Origin of the sequence: Tenuifilum thalassicum (assembly GCF_013265555.1) — a bacterium.
Lineage (GTDB): Bacteria > Bacteroidota > Bacteroidia > Bacteroidales > Tenuifilaceae > Tenuifilum > Tenuifilum thalassicum.
Genome location: NZ_CP041345.1, coordinates 1457187 through 1480303, shown reverse-complemented (window position 1 = coordinate 1480303; position 23117 = coordinate 1457187). Strand labels below are relative to the sequence as shown.

Genomic DNA, 23117 nt, shown 5'->3' with positions numbered 1-23117 from the left:
ATAAAATTAAGAAGAGATGAAAAGAATTTTGCTTGCATCGGTTGCTTTATTAATGGCATTTGCCAGCTGTACCGATCTAGATGACAGGCTTGACGATAAAATTCCAATCGATAAATTCCCTGAAAATGACGACCAGGCTGCATTGATGATTGTTCCTGTTTACCGTCCTATGCAAGACTTTCTCGATTGGGGTGGATGGTGGTTCTGCCAGGAATTAACCTCTGATGAGGTTGTATGCCCCACCCGTCATACCGACTGGGATGATGGTGGTAAATGGCGCGTACTTTACCAGCATACTTGGGATAACAAAACCGAAGCGGTTGCTTCTATGTGGTCTAGATTTTATAATGGTATTGTTGAAGCAAATAGACTGATAGAGGTATTTAACCCCGAAAATGCTGATCTAAGCGCATTGGAAGAAGGTGCTGCTAAAACAGTTGCTAAACTTAAAATAATGAGGGCCTTCTACTATTATCTGCTAATTGATAATTATGGAGATGTTCCCTATGTAACGACCTTTAAAAATGCTGAGCAAAAACCAAGTAAAACCCCTCGTGCAACTATTTTCCAAAACATCGTACAAGAATTGACTGAGAGTATCCCTTACCTGGATAACAGCACTTCAAAAACATCTGTCACAAAAGGCATGGCATGGTCTTTACTCGCTAAACTTTACCTTAACGCCGAAGTTTATTCTGGTACTCCTATGTGGAAAGATGCTGAAGATGCATGCGATTCGGTTTTAGCCTTAGGATATTCCTTAGAGGCTGATCCATTAGCCCCATTTATCACCAACAATCAAAATTCACCTGAAAATATTTTCACAATTCCTTACGACGAAGATACCTATCATGGATTTAATCTTCACATGAGAACCTTACACTACAACAATAACCTAACCTTCGACATGAGCGTTGGACCATGGAATGGTTTTGCTGTAACAGAACAACACTACAACACATACTCCGATAACGATAAAAGGAAGTCGGGTTACTTCCTAGTTGGACAACAATACACATCATCAGGGCAACCCATTACTGATGAGGTTGCAGGGACACCATTGGTATTCGACCCTCATATTCCTGCCCTTGTAATGGATGCCAGCTATACACCTCAGGAAATAAGAATGTCAGGAGCTAGAGTAAAGAAGTTTGAAATTAAACTTGGCGCAAAAGATAACTTAAGTAACGACTTCCCCATTTTCCGCCTTGCCGACATTATGCTTATGAAAGCAGAAGCAAGGGTTCGTCAAGGCCTTAATGGCGACGATTGGATTAACCCCATTCGTGAGCGCGCTGGATTGAGTGCTTTAACCAATGCAACCCTAGATGATATTTTAGCTGAACGAGGCAGGGAGTTGTTCTGGGAAGCACATCGCCGCCAAGATCTTATTCGATTTGGAAAATTTAACCAAGCATGGTGGGAAAAACCTGCATCAGACCCAAGCAGAAAAACGTTCCCAATCCCACAATGGGTAATAGACTCAAATGAAAACCTTGCAAATTAAATATAATGATAAACTCAATTACTAACTTAAAATTAATCGCTATGAGAAAACCAAAATTAAGATTAATGTGGTTACTAGCTGCAGCAACTATGATTTTTGCAGCTTGTAATAAAGATGATGGCAACGATGGCCCAACAATCCTTGTTGAAGATGGATTGTATATTGTAGGAGAAGCAACTCCTTGGACCGACTATGACCTAAAAGGCCAATTTGCTGGCGGAATTAATGAGGCCGACAACCAACAACCAAGAGCTACCATGTTCGAAAAATATGTTGCTCTTGAAGCTGGAAAAACTTTTAAAATTGTTGAGATTGCTGGAAAAGAAGCAATTGAATATGGTCCTGATAATCTTATGGACGTTGCAACCGAGGGTTTAAGAGAACAGCCAAATGTTACAGCAAAAGTAGGTTCTTTCAAAACTGGAGGAGAGTACACTGTTGCTGAAAGCGGGCTTTATCATATCATTCTCGACAAGGAGCTATCAAAGGTTGCAATAATACCTGTACCATACTGGGGTATTCTAGGTGGTTCATCTCCTTATGGTTGGAACGACGATAATACCCATATGGAACTAGTAGGTGCATTTGACAAAAATGAACTAGTTTTTGAAATTACTGATTTAGAATTACGTGAAGGTGATTTCAAGTTTCGCTATGGTAGTGGATGGAAATTTGAACTAGATGAAGAGGGTACTGTTAAAGCAAATACCAATTTTGGTGGTGCTGTAGACGCTCTTGTTCCAGGTGGATCAAATATTGCATTAGCAAAAGAAAACGAAGGTATTTATACTGTTAGAATGAAATGGTCTGCTCAAACTGGTGGACTTGGAATGACTGCTGAACTTGTAAAAACTGGTGATGTTGAACCGCTACCAGAATATCCAACCGAGCTTTTCATGATTGGTAATGCTCTAAATTCAGAAGATTCTGACAATGATGGCACACCTGATGGTTGGCAATGGAATTTAACCGATGCTCCAATGGTACCCGTTCACTCACATGAATATATGTTCTGGAAGATTGTTTGGCTAAATGCTGGCGGTGAATTCAAATTTGCACCTGAAAAAGCTTGGGGCAAAGACTTTGGTAAAACAGGTGAAGCAAGTGCTGATACCGTTTATGCTAAAGGTAGCGATAACATACCTGCTCCTTCAACTTCTGGTTACTACATGGTTGTTGTTGATCTTAAAGAAAACAAAATTATCATTTCCGATCCTAAAGTATATTTGATTGGTACAACTGTTGGTGATAATTGGACAGCACCAGTAGCCGATGCTAAATTTACTGTTGATAATGCAAATGAAGTAATAACCTTAACTAAAGCATTAGATGCAGGTGATTTACGTATGCATGTTTGGCATAAATGGTTCCCAGTTCAAGATCCTCAACCAGTTGATTGGTGGCAAGCAGAATTCATTATTCTTAACAACAAGATTGAATTCCGTGGAAATGGTAACGACCAAGAAAGAGTTAACCTAACAGCAGGTACATATAAGATTGATCTTAACTTTAAAACTGGTGACGGTACAATTACCGCTCAATAAATTATTGCTTTTTTAAAGGGCGCTAAATGCGCCCTTTTTTTAAATTTAACACTATGAAAAAGTTTTTATTTTTTACGGTTTTATTTACAATTTCGTATTTTATCCACTCCCAACCAATAACCGTTTCCCCCACTCTCCCAACCGATGCCGATGAGGTTACCATTACATTTGATGCAACAAAGGCATCGAGAACTGATTTGGTTGGATATACAGGCGATTTATATGCTCATACGGGAGTAAAGGTTGAAGGAAACACCAGTTGGCAATATGTTATTGGTAGTTGGGGAAACAATACCACTCAACCAAAACTTTCCCGAACAGGTACAAACACCTACCAGCTAGTTATCTCTCCTAGTATAAGGGAGTTTTACAGCGTTCCTACTGATAAAAAGATAACCCAGATGTGTTTTGTGTTTCGAAGCGCCGATGGCTCAAAACAGACCGAGGATGTCTTTTACGATGTTTACGAGCAAGGTCTTTCGGTTAGTATTACTAACCCTACCCAAAACAATCCTATTTATGAGATTAACGATATAATTGATATTCAAGCTAGTGCAAACAATGCTACCTCCGTTTCTCTTTTTATTGATAATCAGCTAGTGGAAAATGTCACTAGCCAAACTGTAACACATTCTTATACAGCAGCGGAATACGGTAAGCACTGGATCAAAGTTCTAGCAACTGATGGAACAAGTACAGTCAAGGACTCGGTTTACATTCTAGTCAGAAGCAATGTAAACGTTGCTGAACTCCCCCAAGGTGCCCATCCTGGTGTAAATATTATTGACGAGAATACTGCTACCATTGTTCTTTACGATCCCCCCGCCTTAAAAAGCTATGTTTACCTAATTGGTAATTTCTCCAATTGGCTACCCGACGATCCATACTATATGAACCGTACTCCCGATGGGAAGTACTATTGGATTACTCTTACAGATCTCAATCCAAACACCGAATACGCTTTCCAATTCCTTATAGATGGCTATCTGAGAATTGCAGACCCATTTACCAATAAGACACTAGATCCTAACGATGTTTATATACCCTCTTCTACCTATCCTAACTTGATGTCGTATCCAACTGGTAAAACAAGTGGAATCATTTCTGTTTTCTCAACTAATCAAGAACAATACACGTGGCAAGTTACGGATTTCACTCCCCCTTCAAAACAAAACCTTATAATTTACGAGCTTCATATACGCGACTTTGTGGGCGACTCATACATTCAAACCGTTCGCGATTCTTTAAGCTACTTAAAAAAACTTGGCATCAATGCTGTTGAGCTAATGCCTATAAATGAGTTTGAAGGTAACGATAGCTGGGGCTATAACCCGTCGTTCTACTTTGCACCCGATAAAGCATATGGTACCCCAAACGACTACAAGGCGTTTATTGATGAAGCACATAGCATGGGAATGGCAGTAATAATAGATATGGTTTTAAACCATTCGTTTGGTCAATCGCCTTTAGTACAAATGTACTCGAATTCCGATGGTACATCGCTTGGCGAACCTACTGCCGATAATCCATGGTACAATACAACTTGCCCTCACCCACCCTATTGCTGGGGCTACGATTTTAACCACGAAAGCGTGGAAACCCAAAAATTTGTCGATTCTGTTCTTACTTATTGGCTTACAGAGTATAAAGTTGATGGTTTTCGTTTCGATTTTACCAAAGGCTTTACAAATAATCAAAATGCTAACGAGGGTTCAGCCTACGATGCTTCTCGTATTGCAATTCTAGAACGTATAGCTGATAAGATTTGGTCTATCAACCCTAATGCTTATGTCATTCTTGAGCATTTCTGCGATAATACCGAAGAGAAAACCTTAGCAGAGTATCGCAGCAGCGAGGGTAAAGGTATGCTTATTTGGGGTAACATGAACTACTCCTACAACGAGGCAACCATGGGTTGGATCTCTTCATCTGACTTCTCGTGGATTGCAGCCAAGCAACGTGGTTGGCATGTACCTCATGTTGTGGGCTATATGGAAAGCCACGATGAGGAGCGATTGATGTACAAAAATATCACCTATGGAAACTCATCAAACCCTGAGCATGATGTAAAGTCACTACCCATTGCTCTGAAAAGAATGGAGACTGCCGCCAACCTATTCATTCCATTCCCTGGCCCAAAAATGATTTGGCAATTTGGTGAACTTGGCTACGATATAAGCATTGATTACAACGGTAGAGTTGGCAAAAAACCTATCCATTGGGAATACTACCAAAACGATGACAGAAGAGAGGTATTCAACACTTTTGCCCATCTGAATAGGCTAAAGCAGCAGTACGATGCTTTTAAAACAGATAACTACGACTATTCTACCACTGGATCGATAAAATGGCTTAAGCTGAATGGTAGTGACATGGATGTTGTGATTGCAGGCAACTTTGACGTTACAAGCAAAAGCACCACTATAACCTTTAACAACACAGGCTGGTGGTACGAATATTTTAGCGGCGACTCTATCGAGTTAAGCACAACTAGCTACAACCTTACCCTTAATCCAGCTGAATACAGGATTTTTACCTCAAAAAGGATTAACAAAAACGACATCTTCGTTGGAATTAATCAACCTAAAACATCATCCGATCTGTCAATTTGGCCAAACCCTGCAGCTGATGAATTATTCATCTCATACAACCAGCCACAATTGGGAATTGCTACCTTTAAAATATACAGCTTAACAGGTCAACTTGTTTACTCATTCCAAAAACAGAATTTCTCGGGTAGTAATATCGTTAACATTATGCTACCCAGCAATTTACCAAGTGGTGTTTATCTTTTAAATCTTACCTCAAATGGCATAAACAGAACTGAAAAAATAATTATTCGAAAATAGTTTGGTTTAGGTTTTAGGTTTGCAAATTTAGTAACCTACTCGTATTATTCGGGTAGGTTACTTATTTTTGAAAGATGCAAAGAGCAACCCTAAAAATATTACTCGCAATTATTCTTTTATTGAGCCCTGTTTTGATATTGGCTCAATCGCCAAGCATTACCTCAACAACAAGTTATGCTGGTCTTTCAGCCTTTGCTGGAAAAATCATTCCACACGACGATACACTCAAACCCATAACAAACTCTTTGGTTAAGGGAGTTAGAGCCTATAGCGCTTTACAAAAAATTGAAGGATTCAACTCAGACCTTAATAACAGTCATTTTGTTTTAGGAATATCAACAATCTACATCAATTTAGGCGATATTGATAGGTTAGGAAAAGCCTATGGTGTTCAGCCAACTTTTTACTGGAAAATTTATAACAAAGGTAGATTTAATGTAGAAATGAATGCTGGATTAGGCATTTCATATCTAACAAAAACTTTCTCAAATAATTTTAACCCAGAAAACGTAGCGATATCAACACATTTGAATTACTGGGGAATGGTTAGCCTTAATACAACTTACAGCATAAGTAATCAAATTTCAATTGGCCTGGGATTGGAAACACACCATTTCTCGAATGGTGCAATCCGTAAACCAAACTACGGTTTAAACATTATTGCATCATCTATAAACGTAACCTATTACTTTAATGCACTTTCTTTCAAGCCCATTTCGTTTAACCCAAGGAGCAATAAGTTTGTACCTGGTACCTTATTGATATCAATCGGTACAGGTATAAAAGAAACTGGTGGAGCTGGAGGACCAAAATACTACCCAGTATCACTTACCATTCAAAATAACACCAAGTCAAAAGGGTTCATAGCATTTGGATATGGTATAAACATCACCTACGATAAATCAACAAGATTTCATAAAAGAGCCAAAAACCTGAACTATAGTTCACCAAACGACGATTTTCAAACAGGATTATTCCTAGCTGGAACTTTGACTCTAGATAAACTCTCATTTTACACCCATTTGGGAACTTACCTATACAACCCTAATCCACGACTACCTTGGCATTACCAAAAGTTTGGTATTAGATACAACTTTTTCAAGAATCTGTTTTTTCAGTGTGAGCTAAAAACGCATCTAAATAGTGCAGATCATGTTGGGATAGGTCTTGGAATTACAATCTAAATCTTTTACATAACCCAGCTATTGAAATCTATTTATTACTTATAATCCAACAGGTAAGCCTTCACCGATCCTATCAGTATCTTTGCCTCAACAACAACAGGTAGTTTTTTCTTATCGCGTGTAACCCAAACAACCATATCCTCACCACCCTTAAAAATGGTTCCCTCAACAAGCTTTACGCTAAATTTGTAGCAATCAAAAACTCTACCATCGCGATGCGTTATATTATCTGTTCCTAGATACCTAATGAAAAGGTTATAAACTCCATCATCAATGGCCATATTAAGTGGCACCTTTTCACCAATCCTTAACCCTTTAAATTCAATACTTCTGCAATAGTATATTGCGGTAAGCACGTCGTAAATCCTTTTATTAATTTTATAGGTCTTTCGATTAAAGGGTCTATCGGAATTATAACTTTCAATGGTAAGAAGAGAATCGCTATAGTTAAAGATATAGTTATTGTAAGCTTCATAACCGCCCTCATAACTCTTACGCATAAACCATAAAGGTGATAGACTACTTTTACTGGCAACCGACTCAAACCGCTCCCTAACTTTAAAGAACCAATCGTAACTACTATATGAACTGCCTGTTGAGATAAAATGAAATGCACTAATACCATTAAAGATTGTATCTGACACATAGAATTCAGCAGTACCTGCACTTAGCCAAACAAATTTCCAATTATAATAAGCGGTGTATTTTACCCTTTCGCCAACCTTAAACGGGTAATTATTATCAATTTGAGCAGGAAGTTTATGATGACTTAAAAAAAAGAGTACGGTTACAAGTAATGGTAAACGTACCCTTCTTACAGAAGTATATGTAAAGTTAGAGTCCAAGTTTTTCTCTTATATCAATTTCTTGTTTTGCAGGTTTAGATACAAAATGTTCAAAAATTAGAATCACCGAAACACCTAACAACGCAAAACCTAATGCATACCAAAAGAAGGGTTCCGATTTGTTTTCAATCAAGTATGTAGAGGGAAGAACATTCTTTTCAACCAACGGACGAATTACCCCATGTGAGTCAATATAGGTTTGAGTAGCAATTTTCCAAGGCCAAACCTTATTTAGAGATCCCAACATAAAACCTGCTAAAACGGCTATGGTGGCTGAATGAAACTTATGTAATAGCCATGAAAGTATATTTGAGAAAGAAAGTAAGCCAACTCCTGCTCCTAAAATAAAAACTAGAATGATTTTTATTTCAAAATTACTTAATGCCGACATCATAAAGATATACTTTCCCATCAGAAGGAGAATGAAACTCCCCGATATTCCTGGAAGAATCATAGCACAAACTGCAATTGCTCCAGTAAGAAAAATAAACCACAACTCATTAGGCGTTTCGGCAGGAGTAAGCATTGTTATGATATATCCAAGTCCAACACCTACAATAAATGATATGTAAGTTGATATCTCCCATTTACCAATGGTTTTACCCACATACCAAACCGAAGCAAGTATAAGACCAAAAAAGAAGGACCAAACAAAAATTGGATAGGTTGCTAATAGGTATTGCATAAGCTTTGCAAGCGATATAATACTCAATGCAACTCCAAATAACACTGCAATGATAAATTGTGCATTAATTGCCTTTAGGTAGCTGCTAATTGAAAATCGCTTTAAATGCTTAAGAGATTCAGGTGCAATAATGCTTTTTATGGAATCAATTAGCTCTTCATAAATTCCTGTAATGAAAGCTATAGTCCCTCCCGATACCCCAGGTATCACATCTGCTGCACCCATTCCTATACCTTTTAAAGTTAGGATGAGGTAATCCTTAAATTGTCTCATTATGAAATTGCTACTATTTTTGACTCATGTTTTCAGGAAGAAACTGAAAGAAGGTATCGCCACGTAAACCTAGCCTAAGGGTTTCCAATGCAATAACCTCATTAGGAGCTATGTTTCCAAGGTTTACATTTGCTCCCAATGTTTTTATGAACCATGCTTGTTGGCTTTTAATTGGCGCTTCCCAAATAACATTTTCTACCTTTACTTGCCTAACAATATCGTCAATCAGCTTTGTATTTGCGGAATGATCTTTATTGTAAATGCCTACTGTTCCACTCTCCCTAGCTTCAGCTATAACCTTCCAGCTACCAGCTTCCAGCTCATTTTTCATCATGTTAATCCATTCTTCATCGGGAATATGAACATCGGCTCGTTTTGAACCTACCTCAGAAATCACAGTAAAACGCTTAGCCAGTTCACTAATATAATCACATTTCACACTGTTATCGAGCTCCATAGAGCCATCAGAAACTTCAACCAAATCAAGACCTAACTCCTCAACAAACTTTACAAAGCCATCAAAAAGACCACGAATAACGAATATTTCAAAAAGGGTTCCTCCAAGATATGGCCTTAATCCTGCATCTTGGTAAAGTTTAATCTTTTCTTTTAGATTTTTAGTTATTAATGATGTTCCAAATCCTAATTTCACAAAATCAACATAATCACCGCTACTTTCAATAAGATTTTGGGCTTCATTTAGGCTAAGGCCTTTATCCATAACCATTGTTAAACCATACTCTCTTGGTTTCTCTGTTCGCGCAGGAATAAAAGTTAAGTTGTAGTTCATAGTAACGTGTTTTTTGATTACTAGCCAAATTTAGCTTGTTTCAACAATAAACGCTGCAAAAAAAGCAGCGTTTTATTAACAATTATTTAGAATTACACTTTAAATAATACGCATTTAGGTTGATTTACAATTCATTAATCCGATCTATAAATTCAGAATCATTACCTGGTTCAACCAGGTTTATAAAATCGTTAATGGAAGAAGGATCCATTTTTTTTACATCTTTTAGAATATCTAAAGCTTCTTTTGAGCGGTGCGACAAATAAAGAGCAGCCGCATTAATTATCTTCATTGAGATATTGGTGTCAAACCTATTGCCTATTCCTTCAACAAGTTTATGTACCTCATTAAAACGTTCTTCGTAAAGTAGCACTTCGGCTAATGAAAGGTAAGCATCGGGAAGTTCAGGATTGAGAGTTGTAGCTTCCTGGTATGCTTTAATAGAGTTCTCAATATCGTTAAGCTCAAAGTAAACTCTTCCAAGTCCAAGCCAAAAATCGTACTCTTCGGGGTTAAGGGTTAGTGCTCTGCGAATAAAATTTAAGCTTAAATCGTACTTCTTCTTTCCTGCTAACACCACACCAATTCCATAATAACCTTCGGCAAAATCGGGGTTAAGTGTTATGGCCTTATTATATGCATCCAATGCCTTTTCGTAATTCTCGGTCTTTTCGTAGCACTCAGCCAGTAAGGAAAAAACCTTTGAATCTTCAGAATCTATTTTGGAAAGTTCCTCAAAAACTTTTGCTGCCTCATCATACCTTTCTAAAGTTGCTAGTGTATTACCCTTATTATGATATGCAGATGAGTAGGCAGGGTCAATTGCTATGCAGAAATCATAACATTCAATAGCTTTATCAAATTCTCCAAGTTTGGTGTGGACAATACCCAAATTATACCAAGCACTAGCCGAAAAGGGGTTAATATCGAGATACTCATTGTAGTATCTAACACTTTTTTCCAGCTCGTTGAGCCTTTCAAAACAGTAGCCTAAATCGAATAAAACGGCAAGATTATTTCGCTCCTTGCGATACGAGATCAAAAGATATTTTAAGGCAAGATTAATCTCTTCACTTTCAAGAAAAAAAGTGGAAATTCGATGTAAAAGTTCAATATTCTCAACAGGTTCAATACTAATAGCCTTATCAAAACTTTCTACAGCAGCATTTAGGTTACCAGATTCGTAAAGCACCTCGCCCTTTAAGTAGTAAAGTTCGGGGTTGCTACTATCAACATTCTCAAAATACTGAATAATTTCTAAAGCCTTATCGTTCTCCCCAATGTAATGGTAATACTCAGCCCATTTATACTTAATTTCTAATGAGTTCGGATAAATTTTATTAGCAAGGGTTAAAGCTTGTAAAACACGCTCCTCAACATCGTGGTCGATGTAAAAATCGATTAATGCAATAAACTCATGCACATCAAAAAATTGCGTAGCACCTGAATCCATTGCCTCATCGAATCGGTTCACCAACTCGTATTCCTCCTCAAAACTCAGAAAATCGCTGCTTTCGTCCCTCATATACTTTAAAATAAATAACCTTCGAAGATAGAAAATAATTACAATATAAATTCTTTTGTATAGCTAAGATTTGTTTAAGCATGAAACCATGAATAAACAACTTACTATAGACCTAGTATGGAACCGATTAATGGGTTAACCACAACAAAGAAAGGCATCTCTTTTGAAACAATACCAAATATTTAATAAAACTTATCAACATATAGGTTTCCTTGTTAACAAGAAAACCGTTTACCGCTTCTTAATGTTAAAGATAACCCTACAGCCCTTAATTTTATAAATCGTGAAAATATTTCATAAACTGTACTCGTTCATATGCCGAAGGGTTATAGGTCTCATCTATGCTCATTTTTCCACGAAAATCATTTATAGTGTTGTACCCGTTCTCTTTCATCCACTCGTCAAGCTGTTTAAGCATAAATGTAACCTGCTCATTACCGTTGCGATAAAATGTTGAACAAGCCTGAACTGCATTTGCACCTGCAAGTAGCTGCTTAACCATGCCAATCCCATCGTGAACTCCAGTAGAGGCAGCTATGTCAGACTCTAGCTTGCCAGAAAGGATAGCAACCCACCTTAACGAGGTAGAAATCTCGTTTGGCGAGCTAAACACGCTATTTGGTTTAAATTCAAGGGTATTGATGTCAAAATCAGGATTATAGAATCGGTTAAAAAGTACCAATCCTTTAATGGGAGTTTTGCTAAGCTTAACTAAGAAATTGGATAGAGCCGAATGGTAATATCCAACCTTCATGGCAACGGGTATTTTAACAACGCTGGTTACCTTTTCTGCAATATCAAAGTAAACCTTGTCGTTCTGTTCGGCTGTTCTATTTGGGTCCGATGGTAAAGGAAAAACATTTAGCTCAAGGGCATCTATGCCTGTATCCTCAATTCGTTTTGCAAAATCAATCCACCCCTCAGCAGTTACACAATTGATACTCGCAATAATTGGTATTGATGTTTCTTCTTTAACCTTCCTCAGAAACTGCAAGTAATCGGAAACAGGATCTTCCATGCTATCGTAATCGAAATACTCCATGGTTTCAGGGTAAATAAAACCCGAAGCGTTCATCTGATTAATGTTCTTTTGAGTTTTGGCTATAATTTCCTCCTCAAAAATTGATTTTATCACAACTGCACCCGCACCACGTGCTTCAAACTCTTTTATATCGTCAATTTTTTCAGTTAGACCTGAACTTGAAATGATTAATGGGTTCCTAAGATTTAACCCCATATAATTAGTTGATAGATCGGACATGATTATTTAATTTTTGATTTTGAAATAATAAACAACTTGATACCTATTAGGTTCAATAAAGTTAGATTGAAAATATTTACAAGTCAAGTAATTTAGAATAACTATAGAACAAAAAAAAAGCACACTCAACTAAAAGCGTGCTTTTTAACTTGGAATAAAAAAGGAATTATAGCTTCGTAATGATATTTTTAATTTTCTCAAATGTTGCTTCGCTAACAGGTGCAAGAGGTAAACGTAAAACATTCTCAATTAATCCCAAAGCATTTAGAGCTGCTTTAACCCCTCCCGGATTACCTTCAGCAAAAAGTAGGTCAATTAGCTCAATTAGGCTCAAATGAATTTTTGCTGCTTCTTCAAAATTCCCTTCAAGAGCATGTTTAATCATTCTTGAGAATTGCGCAGGGGCGCAGTTGCCTAGAACCGATATTACACCATCGGCTCCCATGGCAATTTGAGGAAGCGTTAGGCCATCATCGCCTGAGAGGACAAGAAAATTATTTGGGCGGTCGCGCAAAATGTAGCCCATTTGATTAAGGTTACCCGAAGCCTCCTTTACAGCAATTATCTTTCCTTTATACTCATGTGCTAATTTTAGTGTTGTTTCAGCAGTCATGTTAACACCTGTTCGGCCTGGCACATTATAAAGCACGATTGGCAAATCGGTATTTTCGGCAATAGTTTTAAAGTGCAAATAAATTCCTTTTTGTGTAGGTTTATTGTAGTATGGGGTTACAGATAGAACAGCATCAAAACCATCAAGATTAAACTTTGAATAGATATCAATTACCTTTTTTGTGTCGTTACCACCTATTCCTAAAACAAGAGGAACTCTTCCATTCACCTTAGAAACTATATAATCGGCTAGCTTTCTACGTTCAGAGTCGGAAAGGGTAGCAGTTTCGGCAGTTGTTCCTTGAACTACCAAAAAGTTTACGCCATTACCAATAAGGAACTCTATTAGCTTATCAATGGCAGTATAATCGATTGTGTAATCCAAATTAAAAGGGGTTACCATGGCCACCCCTAATCCTCTTAAGCGTTTTGTATCCATATTGCCTATTTTTCTTGTTCTTGCGAAAATCTATTGTTTAATGATTCTAGAGTGTTATAGGTTTGCTCAACTATATAGTCAAGGCTTTGCCCTTCATCAATTGAAATAATCAGGTCAAAAGGATTATTAAAATAGTTAAGCACCCCAACTTTAAATTTTGCACGAGATAGGGTTGAAATCCAACGCAAAGGTACAGACTCTTCGCGTGTTAAATCAACTAAAATATCATGCTCTTTCGAAATAAATGAATCTACAACAGGCGATTGTGGTTTATAGTACCAATTTGTTTCATTCTTTGAAAAAACATCTATCTTTTCATTTAGTACATATATCTGAGGGATCTCCTTTTCACTGTAGTATGCAAGGGCATCAACATTTAGGGGTATCTTTTCTAACTTAGCAATAAATTGAAGAACAGTATCAAAAGTTTTTGAGTCTGTGACATTAAAGACAATTCCTACATTCCTAGCAGTAGTAAGGTTATAAATTTTACGTTGACGACTAATCGTTCTTGCTTGTTTGGCCAGTGCCTTTAACGATTTTTTATACTTGAGATTATTGAACATTTGTTTGTGCTTATGTTGAAATGCAATTTTACAAAAAAAAGTAAATCCAGCCAAAAGAGGTTTCTACTCTTCTATCATATCAAAGAATTCCTCTTCGGTGATAATCTTTATTCCAAGTTTGTTAGCTTTTTCAAATTTTGCGGGTCCCATTTTCTCACCAGCTACAAGTAAAGAGGTAGATGAAGATAGCGAGCTGACATTTTTACCTCCATGCTTTACAATTAGTTCCTTTAACTCATCGCGCGACACTCGAGAAAAAGTTCCTGAAATCACTATGGTTAGGCCTTTTAACTTATCGGATATTTTTCTGGTTTCCTCGTCGCTTAGCTGGAGTTGAACCCCTGCCGATTTAAGTTTCTCTATTAGCTTTATATTCCGTTCATCTTTAAAGAAATCAACAATGCTAGCTGCTATTCTTTCTCCAACATCTTCTACCTCAATAAACTGCTCAACAGTAGCATTGGCAATGGCATCGATACTTCGGAAATGCTGCGCAAGTTTTTTGGCTGTAGTTTCACCCACATACCGAATACCAATGCCATAAAGAACTCGCGGAAAGGGAACTGATTTTGATTTTTCAATGCTTTTAATGGCATTATCGGCCGATTTTTCGGCAAATCGCTCAAGACCTAAAAGCTGCTCTTTAGTTAACGCATACAAATCGGCAGCATCGGAAATGAGTTTTTTATCGAAAAGGAGAGCTACGGTCTCCTCACCCAACCCATCAATATTTAATGCTTTACGGCTAATAAAGTGCTCAATTCTACCTTTTATTTGAGGCGGACAACCATTTTGGTTAGGGCAAAAGTGACGGGCCTCACCCTCGGGACGAACTAATGCCACTCCGCATTCTGGACACGACTCTGGAAAAACGATTGATTTTGTAAATAATGTTGCTTTTGACTTATCAACACCCACAATTTTGGGAATAATCTCCCCACCCTTTTCAACAAAAACCCAATCGCCTACTCTAATTCCAAGCTGTTCAATCTGATCGGCATTGTGCAGCGATGCACGTTTTACGGTTGTTCCGGCAAGTTTTACAGGTTTTAGATTTGCAACAGGTGTTATGGCTCCTGTACGTCCAACCTGAAAATCTACACTTAACAGCTCTGTTGAAACCCTTTCGGGCTTATACTTGAATGCTACAGCCCAGCGAGGTGTTTTGGCAGTTAACCCAAGCAATGCTTGATGCTTATAGCTATTTACCTTAATAACCACACCATCGGTATCAACAGGTAATTTCTTGCGCTTATCTTCCCAATTGTCAATAAATTGCTTTACCTCCTGTAAATCTTTGCAAAGAGTCATGTACTCCGAAACCTTAAATCCCCACTCTTTTGCCTTTAGCATATTTTGATAATGGTTATCAAAGGGCAGGTTTTCACCAAGAATAAAGTATAAGAAACAGTCTAATTTTCGTTTTGCAACTTCGGCTGAGTTTAGAAGTTTGAGAGTGCCAGCAGCAGCATTTCGAGGATTAGCAAAAGGAGTTTCGCCAATCTCTTCGCGTTCAGCATTCAGCTCGTCAAACACTTTACGAGGCATGAAAATTTCTCCCCTGATTTCAAACTCCTTTGGGAAATCGTTGCCATTAAGTTCAAGCGGTATGGTTCTTATAGTTCGGACATTGGTAGTTACATCATCGCCAACAGTGCCATCGCCGCGTGTAACCGCTTGAACAAGTTTACCGTCATGGTAGGTAAGCCCAATGGCTACCCCATCAAACTTAAGCTCACAAACGTATTCAAAACCCTCGGTCAATGCCTTCCTAACTCGGTTATCAAATTCACCAAGCTCATCAAAAGAGTAAACATTAGCCAAAGAAAGCATCGGGTAACGATGACGGACTTGTGTAAAATCATGCGATAAATCGCTACCCACCCTTTTGGTAGGCGAGTTAGGGTCGTCGAACTCGGGAAACTGCCGCTCCAAGTCTGCAAGCTCACGCAGAAGCAAATCGTAATCGTAATCGCTTATCTCAGGTTCAGCCTTAACGTAGTATAAATAGTTGTGACGATTAAGCTCACTTCTGAGATATTTAATTCTTTCAAGGGCTTTCTGCTTATCCATATTTTAGGTATTATCATTTTCAAAGTTAAAAGTAAAATGGCAGCTTACGAATAAAAATAGGAGCTGAGTTATTAACAAAATGAAATTGGGGAAAGTTTAAGTTTTTTACTTTCAGTTTTTTCCTGAAATTACAGATAAATTGACTTTAAAAAGTAAGCCAATTGGTTAACATTCAAGCTAATCATTTTAAATTGATTTATATGTATTCAGTTTTCTACATTTAAGCCAGATTATTGAGAATAAATACAAAAGCAAAATATATGCTTTATTTTGACAGAACTACCTATCATCAAAGTGTCACAGGTCTTAGCAATCCAACATAGCCAACACTTATAGCTTTAAATGCAAATCAGCTGCCAAACTCAAAAGATAGTTTATCAAAATAATATTAACAAAATTGCTTTGTTTTAGTGTTAAGAATTACATTTGCAAATTGGAATATGATGTTCTTTAATGATAGTATAAACTAGCTAATCATGGTAAAAATACGCTGGAAAATAGTAACCGGATTTCTAATTCTAGCTGTAATGCTTGTCATCTCAGGCCTAATTTCAATATATGAGCTAACCAAATTAGGAAATCAGGTTAATCAGCTTTTAATGGATAACTATCGTAGTATAGATTTCTCGAAAGAGATGAACTATAGCATGAGCATTCAGGAAAAAGCAATTTTACTCTCTATTCAAGGTGATAAGGAGACCGCCCTATCGCTTTTTGCTAATGCTGAAAAGTCATTTAATAATAACCTTAAAAAAGCATCTAATAACTTGACACTGCCTGGAGAAATTAAACAAATAGATTCCATTTCCAGCTCTTATAAACAATATAAAGAAACTGCTTTAGAGTTTATTCAGGGTGAAGATGTTTCATTATCTGTCTATTTAAATGAAGTTTACCCAAAAATTCAAGCAGTAAAGCGAAGCGTAAATAATCTCTTAACTATTAATCAACAAAATTTAAATCAAACTGTAACAGTTCTTAAACAAAGTCCATACCGAACCATTCTTCCAGGGTTAATAATTATTATTACAAGTGTAGTGTTCTCAATGATTTTCAACTACATGATATCACATTACTTGATAAAACCAATAAATAAAATAACAAAAAACGTAAAAAACTTTACCAAATACCGAAAGCCATACGAAGTTTCTATTGATACCAAAGATGAGATTTTTGAACTTAATGAAGCAGTAAAGGACCTTATTCTAACAAAAAAAAATCTAACTAAGCCCGAATGAGACTCCACGTAATTTTACGATATATTGGTATGGTGATGTTGCTTAATGCAGCATTTATATTTATATCATTCTTAATATCGTTTTACCATAGAGACAGTGGTCAACTTCCATTGCTTTTCAGCTTTTTAATTACTCTTTTGTGGGGTATATTCCCATTAGTTTTTGTTCCTAAAACAACCAATCTTTTTAATAAAGAAGGATACCTTGTTGTTGTTCTTAGCTGGATATTGTCTTGTTTCTTTGGTTCACTCCCGTTCCTACTATATGGAGGTGAGTTTACGTTTGTTAAGGCTCTCTTTGAGAGCGTATCTGGTTATACCACTACGGGAGCATCAATACTTAACAATGTTGAAGCATTACCCAAAGGAATACTATTCTGGCGTTCGTCGATGCATTGGATTGGTGGTGTGGGGATTGTTGTTTTTGTTCTTATCGTACTTCCCTCGCTTGGAAAAGCACAAATGACCCTTTCCAAAATGGAAATATCACCATTAGCCCAAGAAGATTTTAAGTTCAGAACACGAAAAATGCTCAATATTATCCTTGTTGTTTATGTTGGACTAACGGCACTTGAAGTTATACTGCTCAAAATATTCGGGATGAGCTTATTTGATGCCATTAATCACGCTTTTGCAACTGTTGCCACCGGAGGATTCTCAACAAAAAACACAAGCATAGCATCATTCAACAGCGTGCCAATTGAATTAACCATTATTGTGTTTATGTTTCTTTCAGGAATACACTTTGGTTTGCTTTACTCTACATTAACACTCAAAAAGAAGAATATTTTCACATCTCCCATAGTAAGATATTATTTCATAGCCACTATAATAGGGATAGTACTTGTAACGTTTAACCTACATGGTAAGGTCTATTCGAGCTGGAGTGAGAGCTTGCGATACGCTTCGTTTCAGGTTGTATCGCTTTCTACCACCACAGGCTTTGCCAATGCAGATTCATCGATTTGGCCCCCTTTCTCAATTCTAATTATTCTCTTTTTTACAATTCAGTGTGCTTGTGCAGGGTCTACTTCTGGGGGGATGAAACTCGATAGGGTGTTTATTTTCCTAAAAGCCTTGAAAGGGCAGATAAAAAAACTACAACACCCACAAGCTGTTATTCCAGTTAGAATCGGAAACAAAACTATTTCGGAAGACATTATTAATTCTGTGGTGCTATTTATTGTTTTTTATATTCTTATTCTTTTCATAAGCACACTTCTACTTACTGCCTTGGGATACGACACGTTAACATCGTTTTCGGCTACCGCTGCTTGCATTGGCAATGCGGGTCCCGGATTTGGATTAGTTGGTTCATTATCAAATTACTCTACCCTATCTAACCCTGCGCTTATAATTCTTTCCTTTGTAATGCTTTTAGGACGTTTAGAGATTTTTGGACTCCTTCTGCTGTTTATGGTTAAATCGTGGCGATAATCGTTATTGATTCTTCTTTTTGGGCTTTGTTACTATATACTCATCAAATATGTTTTGCATGGAACGATAAATATTTTCGCGTGCATCGCGATTAATTAGCTCCATCTGGCGAATAAGCTCTCTTACAGTGCTTCGGTGTGTATCCTTATCGTACTGGCATTGCTCCTTTTCCGTAGGGAAACCTTTAAGCTGCGAATATTTTACCATCTCTCTATCTAAACATGTTGTTAATGGTCGGATTAGAAATAGTTCGCCTTTAAACATTGATAATTTAGGGGGTATAGAGCTAATAGATGAATGATTAATCATGTTTAGCAAAAGGGTCTCAATGGCATCATCAAGGTGATGTCCAAGCGCTAACTTATTACAGCCATTCTCTCTTGCTGTAGTAAATAGCATTTTCCGACGTTTCCAGCTACAAATAAAACATGCTGGTTTCCTGTCATTAGGATTATAATCAACATTAATTTCCCGTATGTGAAGCTCCACGTCATTTGCGGCACAATACTGCTCCATAAATTCAATATCGGCACGATACGTCATATCAGATGCCTGAACATGGCATGCATGAAGCTTAAATTTGATAGGCAACGATCTCCGACTCGTAACAAGCAAATCAAGTAAAGCATAGCTATCCTTACCACCCGATAAACCAACCATTACACTATCGCCATTACCTATAAGATTATACCCGTATATGGCCTGTTTAACTTTTCCTTCTAACTTTTTAATAATATATCTACTTGCCATAAGATAAAAATAAGCTTCGCAAAGATAGTTTATTTGACTACTATTTGCTAAATTTGATTATGCGCACATTAGTAATACCCGATATTCACGGCTGTTTAAAAACGCTTAAACTTCTCACAGAGGTAAAGTTAAGCGTTAACAAAAACGACCGGCTCTTTTTTCTTGGCGATTACATCGACCGAGGACCAGATTCCCCTGGGGTGATTGACTACATTACAAATCTTATAGAAAATGGTTATAACATTACCTGCTTAAAGGGTAACCACGAACAGATGCTGCTCGATTCCATTAAAGGCAATTATGAAATGAACCTATGGCTGATGAATTCGGGGTTTGCAACAATTCATCAGTATCAAAATCAAACATTTAAAATAGAAACCGAATATGGTTTCTTACCAGAGAAGCACTACAACTTTCTTAAATCGTTACTTCCTTATGTTGAAGTCGATAAACAATTTCTACTTGTCCATGGTGGTTTTAACTATGAAGCCTCCAACCCCTTTGCCGATGAAAATGCCATGCTATGGGATAGACCCAAGGATGTACCTTCCTCATTTATGCCTGGGTATAAAATAATTCATGGGCATACACCAAGAGCTCTCCGTTCAATTGTTGAAGAGGTAAAAGATAGCAACAGACGAATTTACGACCTTGATGCAGGTTGTGTATATAAGGGGCTTTACATTGCTGGGACTGGCTATTTAACAGCTCTTCAACTTGAAACGTGGACGCTTCATTTTGTTGAATGCATCGATTAATTTCTTACTCTTTTTGAAGGAGTATAACCTCAACTTTATCTTTTAACAGCTCCTTGAATTTCTCCACGTCGGATTCACTCCCCTCATACATACCATAGTGAATTGGAATTGCAACTGAGGCACCTGTATCCAATACGGACTCTGCAGCATCTTCCACACAGTTCATCGTGTAAGTTTGACCTAAAGGGAGGAGTATTATGTCGGTTTTGATATCCTTCATCTCGGGTATACGTTCTGTATCGCCTGCATGGTACAACCAAACATTGCAGAGATTAAGTAGATACCCAACCCAATTGCTCGATTTTGGATGTTTATCGCTCTTATTTATGTTGTACATGGGTACCGCATGAATTTCTATTCCATTCCACTCATCCATGAAACCTGGCTTAACAGCAATCACCTTGGCTGCTCCAAGTTGTTTGACCTCATCGGCAATATCTTCTGGACAAAAAATCCATGTGTTAGTTGCAACAATCTTTTTTAGGTCATCAGGAGAATAATGATCGAAATGAGAATGAGTAATAAGAATCAGATCAGCTTTATCGGTTTCTTTAATCTGGTATGGGTCAATATAAATCACCTTACCACAATTCATTATTTTAATTGCAGCCTGACCAAACCATTGAATACTTTCAGCAACTGCTTCAATGTTTTTTTTAGCATGAGTATCCATAGCCCATTCTCTTTCTATTTTGCACAATAAATTTAATGCAAAATTAAATCGATGTAAAGGATTTCAGATTAAAAGATAATAAAAACTGTCTCAAAATTTAATTTGAGACAGTCTAATAACCGGATAAACGCTTATGTAATATTTAGAACTTATACTTAGCAGATAAAGTTACTCTATTATTGCTGACAGGGTCAAGTGATGAGGTTACCTTATGATGAGCATCAAATGTTTCACCATAAACAGCTGTTGTAAGCATGTATTCAAGCGATAAAGCAAGGTTTTCCTGCTTGTAGGTTACTCGGGGCGAAATCCTATAAATATAATTGATATCATCGTTACGATTATAACCACTTAATGATGTATAATTTTTATCGGAACCCATTAGTTTTGAATAACCAGCATATAAACCTAATTCCCAATCACTCAGTTTGTGATTAATATCAACCCAAGTACTAAAAGTGCGTAAATTTGCATAATCATAATCTCCATTTAGATCACTTTCAGTAACTCTACCGTAACCACCAATCATTACAAGGTGAGTTAGGTTCTCCCCATAAATCACCTCGGTTCTAATGCTCGTTTTTTCATTGGCAACAGAAGCAAAGCCACTAAATAGGAATTGTCCAATGGTTTTATCAATTTTCAAACCACTTGCAGTAACAAGTCGTGGAGTTAGCCACTTATATCCTGCTGAAGCTCCTATCATAATTTTTTTGGCACTTCCATATGCAACCTGTCCAAGAAGTTCTGGACGACCTGAATTTCTCATAGCATCTTCAGGGCCTTTAGTCCTATGGTAACCTTGGCTTACTGCAGCTATTAACATCCTAATATTCTTGCTTGGATGGTATATAAACCTGATTTGTGGAGAGCGATTAAGTGAATGAAAAGGCTGACCTGCACCAAATGAAATGGTTGAAGGAATAAACTCATTCACAATTACAGGATGCCAGTACTGCCCCATAATTAGCTCAGCATTTTCCCATTTTAGGTTAATAAATGCATGTCTTAATCTTAAAAGATAGATGTAGGAATTGGCAGTAGCATAAAAATCGGATTCAAACCTAGCTGATGATTTTGAACCTAGAATATCGGGACCCGAAACTTTAATTCCAAACCTTGTTATTATTGAAAGCATTTGAAACTGAACTTTCTTGTTTATGTCGTTACCATTGGCATCATAATTGGGTTTTAATGGATAAAAGGTAAGTTCTCCATCGCGCACATCGAGCGATTTATAGGTATCAAAAATTGCCTCGTATGCTACAAAACCGTATGGTTTAACCTCAATCTTTGGTTTTGTCGATTCCTGTGCAAAACCACTGAATACAAAAAATACAGAAATAAGGATTAGTAAAAATCGTTTCATATTTTCCAAATTTTAATTTTGCGACAAAGTAAATTATTATAGTTGACAATTTAAAAGCTATGATAAATATTCAGCTGAAATTTAAAACAATTATAAAGCGAATAAAGACGATTTGGTATCAATTGGAAGAATTTGAGTACTACGATATTAAAACTGTTTTGAAGCTTTTAATATACTAACAAAAAAATAGGGCACCCAACCGAGTGCCCTAATAACCTTTGAAATATTAGAATCTTAATTTGACATACAAGGGCCAATTCCCATACCTTTGCCCATACCTCTTCCTTTTCTGCCTTTCATGCCATTTTTAAACCCTCTATTTCCACGTGAATTAAAGATAACACGTTGTTCGTCGGTAAGTAGCTGTGACACTTCATTTCTATGAGCAACACGCGCTTTCATAAGTTTTGTTTTTAGCGCACCAATCTCGTCGATTGTTTTATTAATTGCTGCCATGTCGGGTTTATCTGCAGACTCCAAAGTTCTTAGGTGCGCCTGCTTTTCACGTAGCTCATTCTTAATTGGAGTAACCTCCTTTAGGTGATTAACTCTTAAATCGTTAATTTTTTGCTCTTGCTCAGGGGTTAGGTTAAGCATGCAGTATCCACTTTTACCTTGTTGCACACCAGAGTTATTACCCCTATTCCTTGGCCCTTGAGCCATTGCTGTTGTTGTAGCTAATAATAGCACTACCATCAAAATGTTTCCTACTCGTTTCATAGCCGTTGTTTTTATTGTTC

19 protein-coding genes are annotated in these 23117 nt (G+C 37.2%); 7 read left to right on the top strand and 12 right to left on the bottom strand.

Features of this window, described 5'->3' with window-relative positions; all coding sequences use genetic code 11:
• The first annotated feature begins 16 nt into the window (after positions 1 to 16).
• The 4 genes from FHG85_RS06170 (at position 17) to FHG85_RS06155 (ending at position 7084) form a co-directional block, all read left to right on the top strand.
• Positions 17 to 1507 carry a RagB/SusD family nutrient uptake outer membrane protein gene (locus tag FHG85_RS06170; protein ID WP_173074029.1) on the top strand — a complete coding sequence of 497 codons (1491 nt, stop codon included), beginning with the start codon at positions 17 to 19 and terminating at the stop codon, positions 1505 to 1507.
• 41 nt (positions 1508 to 1548) lie between these two features.
• Positions 1549 to 3051, top strand: coding sequence for a cadherin repeat domain-containing protein (locus tag FHG85_RS06165; protein WP_173074026.1), 1503 nt, complete (start codon positions 1549 to 1551; stop codon positions 3049 to 3051).
• Positions 3052 to 3104: 53 nt separating this feature from the next.
• The gene (locus FHG85_RS06160) at positions 3105 to 5900 is read left to right on the top strand and encodes a DUF4961 domain-containing protein (RefSeq protein ID WP_173074024.1); all 2796 of its coding nucleotides are present in this window, start codon (positions 3105 to 3107) and stop codon (positions 5898 to 5900) included.
• Between the two features lie 74 nt (positions 5901 to 5974).
• Positions 5975 to 7084, top strand: a complete 1110-nt coding sequence (locus tag FHG85_RS06155; RefSeq protein ID WP_173074022.1) for an acyloxyacyl hydrolase — start codon at positions 5975 to 5977, stop codon at positions 7082 to 7084.
• Positions 7085 to 7119: 35 nt separating this feature from the next.
• On the opposite strand, the gene FHG85_RS06150 is transcribed toward FHG85_RS06155, so the two are convergent.
• From FHG85_RS06150 to ligA, 8 genes are all read right to left on the bottom strand, one after another.
• On the bottom strand, positions 7120 to 7929 hold the full coding sequence (locus tag FHG85_RS06150; RefSeq protein WP_173074020.1) for a DUF3108 domain-containing protein: 810 nt from the start codon (positions 7927 to 7929) through the stop codon (positions 7120 to 7122).
• Positions 7919 to 8890: a DUF368 domain-containing protein gene (locus FHG85_RS06145; RefSeq protein WP_246249295.1), complete on the bottom strand. Its 972-nt coding sequence runs from the start codon at positions 8888 to 8890 to the stop codon at positions 7919 to 7921. The genes FHG85_RS06150 and FHG85_RS06145 overlap by 11 nt, the downstream gene beginning before the upstream one ends.
• A gap of 10 nt (positions 8891 to 8900) precedes the next feature.
• Positions 8901 to 9677: a phosphosulfolactate synthase gene (locus FHG85_RS06140; RefSeq protein ID WP_173074016.1), complete on the bottom strand. Its 777-nt coding sequence runs from the start codon at positions 9675 to 9677 to the stop codon at positions 8901 to 8903.
• A 124-nt stretch (positions 9678 to 9801) separates the two neighbouring features.
• Positions 9802 to 11202 carry a tetratricopeptide repeat protein gene (locus FHG85_RS06135; RefSeq protein ID WP_173074014.1) on the bottom strand — a complete coding sequence of 467 codons (1401 nt, stop codon included), beginning with the start codon at positions 11200 to 11202 and terminating at the stop codon, positions 9802 to 9804.
• A 274-nt stretch (positions 11203 to 11476) separates the two neighbouring features.
• Positions 11477 to 12463 (bottom strand): dihydroorotate dehydrogenase-like protein, encoded by a 987-nt coding sequence (locus tag FHG85_RS06130; protein ID WP_173074012.1) that lies wholly within the window; start codon positions 12461 to 12463, stop codon positions 11477 to 11479.
• A gap of 166 nt (positions 12464 to 12629) precedes the next feature.
• On the bottom strand, positions 12630 to 13514 hold the full coding sequence (gene dapA / locus FHG85_RS06125) for a 4-hydroxy-tetrahydrodipicolinate synthase (protein WP_173074010.1): 885 nt from the start codon (positions 13512 to 13514) through the stop codon (positions 12630 to 12632).
• Between the two features lie 5 nt (positions 13515 to 13519).
• Positions 13520 to 14080, bottom strand: a complete 561-nt coding sequence (locus tag FHG85_RS06120; RefSeq protein ID WP_173074008.1) for a DUF6913 domain-containing protein — start codon at positions 14078 to 14080, stop codon at positions 13520 to 13522.
• Between the two features lie 63 nt (positions 14081 to 14143).
• On the bottom strand, positions 14144 to 16153 hold the full coding sequence (gene ligA, locus FHG85_RS06115) for an NAD-dependent DNA ligase LigA (protein ID WP_173074006.1): 2010 nt from the start codon (positions 16151 to 16153) through the stop codon (positions 14144 to 14146).
• A gap of 476 nt (positions 16154 to 16629) precedes the next feature.
• Between ligA and FHG85_RS06110 the strand changes: the two genes are divergently transcribed.
• A complete protein-coding gene (locus tag FHG85_RS06110; protein WP_173074004.1) occupies positions 16630 to 17391 on the top strand; it encodes a CHASE3 domain-containing protein in 762 nt (253 codons plus the stop codon).
• Positions 17388 to 18827: a TrkH family potassium uptake protein gene (locus tag FHG85_RS06105; protein WP_173074002.1), complete on the top strand. Its 1440-nt coding sequence runs from the start codon at positions 17388 to 17390 to the stop codon at positions 18825 to 18827. Before FHG85_RS06110 ends, FHG85_RS06105 begins: the two co-directional genes overlap by 4 nt.
• A gap of 3 nt (positions 18828 to 18830) precedes the next feature.
• Here the strand turns inward: FHG85_RS06105 and FHG85_RS06100 are convergent, their stop codons facing one another.
• Positions 18831 to 19577 carry a tRNA lysidine(34) synthetase gene (locus tag FHG85_RS06100; RefSeq protein ID WP_173074000.1) on the bottom strand — a complete coding sequence of 249 codons (747 nt, stop codon included), beginning with the start codon at positions 19575 to 19577 and terminating at the stop codon, positions 18831 to 18833.
• Between the two features lie 59 nt (positions 19578 to 19636).
• Between FHG85_RS06100 and FHG85_RS06095 the strand changes: the two genes are divergently transcribed.
• On the top strand, positions 19637 to 20335 hold the full coding sequence (locus FHG85_RS06095) for a metallophosphoesterase family protein (RefSeq protein WP_173073998.1): 699 nt from the start codon (positions 19637 to 19639) through the stop codon (positions 20333 to 20335).
• Between the two features lie 4 nt (positions 20336 to 20339).
• Here the strand turns inward: FHG85_RS06095 and FHG85_RS06090 are convergent, their stop codons facing one another.
• The 3 genes from FHG85_RS06090 to FHG85_RS06080 form a co-directional block, all read right to left on the bottom strand.
• Positions 20340 to 21008, bottom strand: a complete 669-nt coding sequence (locus FHG85_RS06090; protein ID WP_173073996.1) for an MBL fold metallo-hydrolase — start codon at positions 21006 to 21008, stop codon at positions 20340 to 20342.
• A 142-nt stretch (positions 21009 to 21150) separates the two neighbouring features.
• Positions 21151 to 22377 (bottom strand): hypothetical protein, encoded by a 1227-nt coding sequence (locus tag FHG85_RS06085; protein WP_173073994.1) that lies wholly within the window; start codon positions 22375 to 22377, stop codon positions 21151 to 21153.
• A gap of 234 nt (positions 22378 to 22611) precedes the next feature.
• Positions 22612 to 23097, bottom strand: a complete 486-nt coding sequence (locus tag FHG85_RS06080) for a Spy/CpxP family protein refolding chaperone (RefSeq protein ID WP_173073992.1) — start codon at positions 23095 to 23097, stop codon at positions 22612 to 22614.
• Positions 23098 to 23117: the final 20 nt, after the last annotated feature.

What these genes read in the sequence shown, in the direction of transcription:
- FHG85_RS06160 (WP_173074024.1), top strand. Translation starts at nt 3,105, where the DNA reads ATGAAAAAGTTTTTATTTTTTACGGTTTTATTTACAATTTCGTATTTT.
- FHG85_RS06100 (WP_173074000.1), bottom strand. Translation starts at nt 19,577, where the DNA reads ATGGCAAGTAGATATATTATTAAAAAGTTAGAAGGAAAAGTTAAACAG.
- FHG85_RS06120 (WP_173074008.1), bottom strand. Translation starts at nt 14,080, where the DNA reads ATGTTCAATAATCTCAAGTATAAAAAATCGTTAAAGGCACTGGCCAAA.
- FHG85_RS06085 (WP_173073994.1), bottom strand. Translation starts at nt 22,377, where the DNA reads ATGAAACGATTTTTACTAATCCTTATTTCTGTATTTTTTGTATTCAGT.
- FHG85_RS06110 (WP_173074004.1), top strand. Translation starts at nt 16,630, where the DNA reads ATGGTAAAAATACGCTGGAAAATAGTAACCGGATTTCTAATTCTAGCT.
- dapA (WP_173074010.1), bottom strand. Translation starts at nt 13,514, where the DNA reads ATGGATACAAAACGCTTAAGAGGATTAGGGGTGGCCATGGTAACCCCT.
- FHG85_RS06140 (WP_173074016.1), bottom strand. Translation starts at nt 9,677, where the DNA reads ATGAACTACAACTTAACTTTTATTCCTGCGCGAACAGAGAAACCAAGA.
- FHG85_RS06130 (WP_173074012.1), bottom strand. Translation starts at nt 12,463, where the DNA reads ATGTCCGATCTATCAACTAATTATATGGGGTTAAATCTTAGGAACCCA.
- FHG85_RS06135 (WP_173074014.1), bottom strand. Translation starts at nt 11,202, where the DNA reads ATGAGGGACGAAAGCAGCGATTTTCTGAGTTTTGAGGAGGAATACGAG.
- FHG85_RS06170 (WP_173074029.1), top strand. Translation starts at nt 17, where the DNA reads ATGAAAAGAATTTTGCTTGCATCGGTTGCTTTATTAATGGCATTTGCC.
- FHG85_RS06090 (WP_173073996.1), bottom strand. Translation starts at nt 21,008, where the DNA reads ATGGATACTCATGCTAAAAAAAACATTGAAGCAGTTGCTGAAAGTATT.
- ligA (WP_173074006.1), bottom strand. Translation starts at nt 16,153, where the DNA reads ATGGATAAGCAGAAAGCCCTTGAAAGAATTAAATATCTCAGAAGTGAG.
- FHG85_RS06105 (WP_173074002.1), top strand. Translation starts at nt 17,388, where the DNA reads ATGAGACTCCACGTAATTTTACGATATATTGGTATGGTGATGTTGCTT.
- FHG85_RS06155 (WP_173074022.1), top strand. Translation starts at nt 5,975, where the DNA reads ATGCAAAGAGCAACCCTAAAAATATTACTCGCAATTATTCTTTTATTG.
- FHG85_RS06095 (WP_173073998.1), top strand. Translation starts at nt 19,637, where the DNA reads ATGCGCACATTAGTAATACCCGATATTCACGGCTGTTTAAAAACGCTT.
- FHG85_RS06165 (WP_173074026.1), top strand. Translation starts at nt 1,549, where the DNA reads ATGAGAAAACCAAAATTAAGATTAATGTGGTTACTAGCTGCAGCAACT.
- FHG85_RS06080 (WP_173073992.1), bottom strand. Translation starts at nt 23,097, where the DNA reads ATGAAACGAGTAGGAAACATTTTGATGGTAGTGCTATTATTAGCTACA.